We start from the raw sequence: 5,066 nt of genomic DNA on the forward strand, positions 1-5,066 counted from the left end.
GCCTGGTCGCCTACGTCGTCCTCGACGCACCCGCGTCTCATGACGAGCTGCGATCCCACGCGGCCGACCGACTTCCCGAGCACCTGGTCCCCTCCGCGGTCGTCGTCCTCGACACCCTGCCCCTCACCCCGAACGGCAAGCTCGACCGCCAGGCCCTGCCCGTCCCCGAGCCCGCCTCGACCTCCGGCGGCCGTGCCCCGCGCACCCCGCGCGAGGAGGTGCTCTGCGGCCTCTTCGCCGACGTCCTCGGCGTCCCCGAGGCCGGTGTCGACGACGACTTCTTCCACCTCGGCGGTCACTCCCTGCTCGGCGCCCGCCTGATCGGACGCATCCGGACCGCCCTCGGAGTCGAGGCCGGCATCCGTGACCTCTTCCAGGCACCCACCGTCGCCGCGCTCGCCCGCCGCCTCGACGGTGCCGAGCGGGCCCGGCCGGCCCTGCGCCCCTTCGAGCGCCCCGACGAGCTGCCGCTCTCGTACGCCCAGCAGCGCCTCTGGTTCCTGGACGAGGCCCGGGCCGGCACCGTCGGCACCGCGTACAACCTCACCTTCGCCGCCCGGCTGCACGGCACCGTCGATCCTGAGGCCCTCCAGGCCGCGCTCGTCGACCTCGTCGGCCGGCACGAGGCCCTGCGCACCTGCTTCCCCGCCGTCGACGGCCTGCCCCGCCAGTCCGTCGTCCCGGCCGAGCAGGCCCGCCCGACCCTCGCCGTCGACGACCGGCCCCGCACCCCCGAGGAGCTCACCGCCGCCCTCCGGGCCGCCGCCGCCCACCGCTTCGACCTGGAAGGCGAACTCCCCTTCCGCGCCCACCTGTTCTCGGCAGACACGGACGAGCAGGTGCTGCTGCTCGTGATGCACCACATCGCCGCCGACGGCTGGTCCATGAACCCGCTGCTGCGCGACCTGGCCACCGCCTACGCGGCCCGCGCCGCCGGGGACGAACCCCGCTGGACGCCCCTCCCGGCCCAGTACGCCGACTACACCCTCTGGCAGCGCGAGCTCCTCGGCGACGACGCCGATCCGGACAGCCTCCTCGCCCGCCAACTGGACCACTGGCGCGAGGCCTTGTCCGAGCTCCCCGACCATCTTCCGCTGCCCACCGACCGGCCGGGCACCGCGGACGCGCAGGTCGACTCCCGCAGTGAGGGTTCGCTGCTGCGCTTCCGGTTCGACGCCGAACTGCACCGGAGCCTCCGCGCATTGGCCCGGGACACCCACTCCACCCTGTTCATGGTCGTGCAGGCGGGACTCGCCGCCCTGCTGACCCGGCTCGGGGCCGGCACCGACATCCCGCTCGGCACGGCCGTCGCCGGCCGCTCGGACGAGGCCCTGGACGACCTGGTCGGCTTCTTCGTCAACACGCTGGTGCTGCGAACCGACACCTCGGGTGATCCGACGTTCCGGGAACTCGTCGCGAGGGTCCGTGAGACCGATCTCGCCGCGTACGCCCACCAGGACGTGCCGTTCGAGCGCCTCGTCGAGGAGCTGAACCCCGTCCGCTCGCTCACCCGCCACCCGCTCTTCCAGGTCCTGCTCGTCCTCCAGAACACCGAGGAGACCGACGTACGGCTCGGCGACGCCACCGCGCGCCCCGAGCCCGTCCAGAACACCGACGCCAAGTTCGACCTCTCCCTCGCGCTCACCGAGACCCACGACTCCGCCGGGGGGCCCGCCGGGCTCGACGGAGGTCTCGAGTTCGCCACCGACCTCTTCGACACCGACACCGTACGGACGCTCCTCGCCCGCCTGGAACGCCTCCTGCTCGCCGCCGTCTCCGACCCCGACCGCCCGCTCGGCACCCTCGACGTGCTCTCCGCCGACGAGCGCCACACCACCCTCACGACCTGGAACGACACCGCCGCCGACTATCCGCGCGACCGCAGCCTGCACGACCTGTTCGCCGCACAGGCCGACCGCACACCGCACGCCGTCGCCGTGATCTCCGGCGACGAGCGGATCGGCTACGGAGAACTCGACGCCCGGGCCAACCGCCTCGCCCACCACCTCATCGGCCTCGGTGTCACCCACGGAGACCTCGTCGGTGTCCTCGTCGACCGCGGTCCCGACCTCGTCACCGGCATCCTCGCCGCTCTCAAGTGCGGCGCCGCCTATGTGCCCCTGGACCCCGACCACCCCGAGGACCGGACCCGCTCCATCGTCGAGGAAGCCGGCGTCCGTACCGTCGTCACCCACACCCGACTCGCCGACCGCCTGCCCGGAGACCTCACCGTCGTCCGGACCGACACACCCCACGACCGCCGGCTGATCGACGACAGCCCCGCCACGGCCCCCGGCGTGCGGGTCCTCGCCGACGACATCGCCTGCGTCCTGTTCACCTCCGGCTCCACCGGCCGCCCCAAGGGCGTCGCCTCCCCGCACCGCGCCACCGTCCGCACCTTCTTCGGCCAGGACTACATCCACTTCGGTCCCGACCAGGTCTTCCTCCAGTGCGCTCCCGTCTCGTGGGACGGCCTCACCCTGGAGATGTGGCCCGCCCTCCTGCACGGCGGGACCTGCGTCCTCGCCCCCGGCCAGAGCCCCGAACCCTCCGCGATCGCCGCCCTCGTCACCGAGCACGAGGTGACCACCGTCTGGCTGTCCGCAGGACTCTTCGCCGTCATGGCCGACACCCACCCGGAGGTGTTCCGCACCCTGCGCCAGGTCATGACCGGCGGCGAAGCACCCTCCGTGGCCCATCTCCTGCGCGTCCGGCGGGACTTCCCGCACCTGCGGCTCGTCCACGGCTACGGCCCCGTCGAGTCCATGGTGTTCACCAACTGCCACCAGGTCACGGCGGACGACACGGGACGCACCGTCGTCCCCGTCGGCGGACCCCTCGCCAACACCCAGGTGTACGTCCTCGACGACCGCCTCCAGCCCGTCCCCGCAGGCGTCGTGGGCGAGTTGTACGTCTCCGGCGACGGCCTCGCCCACGGCTACCGCCACCGCCCCGACCTCACCGCCGAACGCTTCACCGCCCACCCCTACGGACCGCCCGGCGCCCGGATGTACCGCACCGGCGACCTCGTCAGGTGGCGCGCCGACGGCGAGCTGGAGTTCGCCGGGCGGGCCGACGGCCAGGTCAAGGTGCGCGGCTTCCGGATCGAACCCGGCGAGATCGAGGCCGTCGCGGCCCGCCACCCCGGCGTCTCCCACGTGGCCGTCGTCGTCCGCGAGGACCGGCCCGGGGACCGGCACGTCGTCGCCTACGTCGTCGGCGGCGCCGACCCGGCCGAGCTCCGCGGCCACCTGGCCCGCACCCTGCCGACGCACATGGTGCCGTCCGCGGTCGTCAGCCTGGACGCCCTGCCGCTCACACCCAACGGCAAGCTCGACCGGCGGGCCCTGCCCGCCCCCGACTTCGCGGCCGGCGCCACCCACCGCGCCCCGCGCACCCCGCGCGAGGAGATCCTCTGCGGACTGTTCGCCGAACTTCTCGGCCTCCCGGACGTCGGCATCGACGACGACTTCTTCGACCGCGGCGGCCACTCGCTCCTCGCCGCCCGGCTGGCCGCCCGCGTCCGCGCCGCCCTCGGCGCGGAGATCACCCTCCGCGACCTCTTCGGCGCCCCGACCGTGGCGACGCTCGCCGAACGCCTCGACACCGCCGACCGGGCCCGCCCGGCACTGCTCCCCGCCGTACGGCCCGCCGAACTCCCGCTGTCCTACGCCCAGCAGAGGCTGTGGTTCCTCGACCGGGCCGAGGACGGAGCCGCGTCCTACAACGTCGCCCACGCACTGCGCCTCGACGGCCCGCCCGACCGGGCGGCCCTCGCGGCCGCGCTCTCCGACCTCGTCCACCGGCACGAGGCACTGCGCACCGTGTTCCCCGAGGAGCACGGCCGCGTACAGCAGCGGATCCTGCCGCCCGAGGAGGCGCGCCCGGATCTCGCCGTGACGCTCGTGTCGCCGGGCGAAGAGGTCGGCCTGCCCGCCGCCCTCTCTGTCGAGGCCGCGCGGACCTTCGACCTGGCCACCGAACTTCCCTTGCGAGCGCATCTGTTCGGGCCGGAGGGTGGTGCGGGGGAGTGCGTGCTGTTGTTGGTGGTGCATCACATTGCTTGTGATGGTTGGTCGTTGGCGCCGTTGGTGCGGGATCTGGCGGTGGCGTACGGGGCTCGTGTGGGTGGGGGTGTTCCGGAGTGGTCGCCGTTGCCTGTGCAGTACGCGGACTACGCGTTGTGGCAGCGGGAGCTGCTCGGTGATCCGGCTGATGCCGAGAGCCTCCTCGCCCGCCAGACCGCCCACTGGAAGGACGCCCTCGCCGGCGTCCCCGACACCCTCGCCCTCCCCACGGACCGACCGCGGCCCGCCGTCGCGAGCCATCGCGGCGACGCCGTTCCCGTCCACCTCGAAGCGCGCCTCCACCAGGACCTGCTGCGCCTGGCACGCACCTCCGGCGGCACCCTGTTCATGGTCCTTCAGGCGGCCCTGGCCGCGCTGTTGACCCGGCTCGGTGCCGGGAGCGACGTCCCGCTCGGCACGCCGGTCGCCGGCCGCTCGGACGAGGCCCTGGACGACCTGGTCGGCTTCTTCGTCAACACGCTGGTGCTGCGGACCGACACCTCGGGTGATCCGACGTTCCGCGAGCTCGTCGCGAGGGTCCGTGAGACCGACCTCGCTGCGTACGCCCACCAGGACGTGCCGTTCGAGCACCTGGTCGAGGAGCTGAACCCGACGCGCTCACTCGCCCGGCACCCGCTCTTCCAGGTGATGCTCGTCCTCCAGAACAACGCCGATGCGACACTCGAACTCCCCGGACTCGACGCCCGGATGGAGACCGTGCTCAACGGCACCGCCAAATTCGACCTCACCGCCGCTTTCACCGAGACCCGAGACGGCGACGGCAAGCCGTCCGGCATCACCGGCGCCCTCGAATACGCCGTGGATCTCTTCGACCGGGGCAGTGCCGAGGTGCTCGTGACGCGTCTGGTGCGGTTGCTGGAGGCGGCTGTCGCGGAGCCGGACGTCCGGATCGGTGATCTCGACGTCCTGGATGCCGGCGAGCGGGACGTGCTCCTGCGCGAATGGACGGCCACGGGAAGCGGCTCGGACTCGTACGAC

Annotated in this window: 1 protein-coding gene; it reads left to right on the forward strand. The window is 73.2% G+C overall.

Features of this window, described 5'->3' with window-relative positions:
• Positions 1 to 5,066 (forward strand): non-ribosomal peptide synthetase (locus SGA01_RS40435; protein WP_141303390.1); only part of this gene is annotated, 5,066 nt, incomplete at both ends.

The sequence above is a fragment of the Streptomyces gardneri genome (genome assembly GCF_006539185.1).
GTDB classification, from domain to species: domain Bacteria; phylum Actinomycetota; class Actinomycetes; order Streptomycetales; family Streptomycetaceae; genus Streptomyces; species Streptomyces gardneri.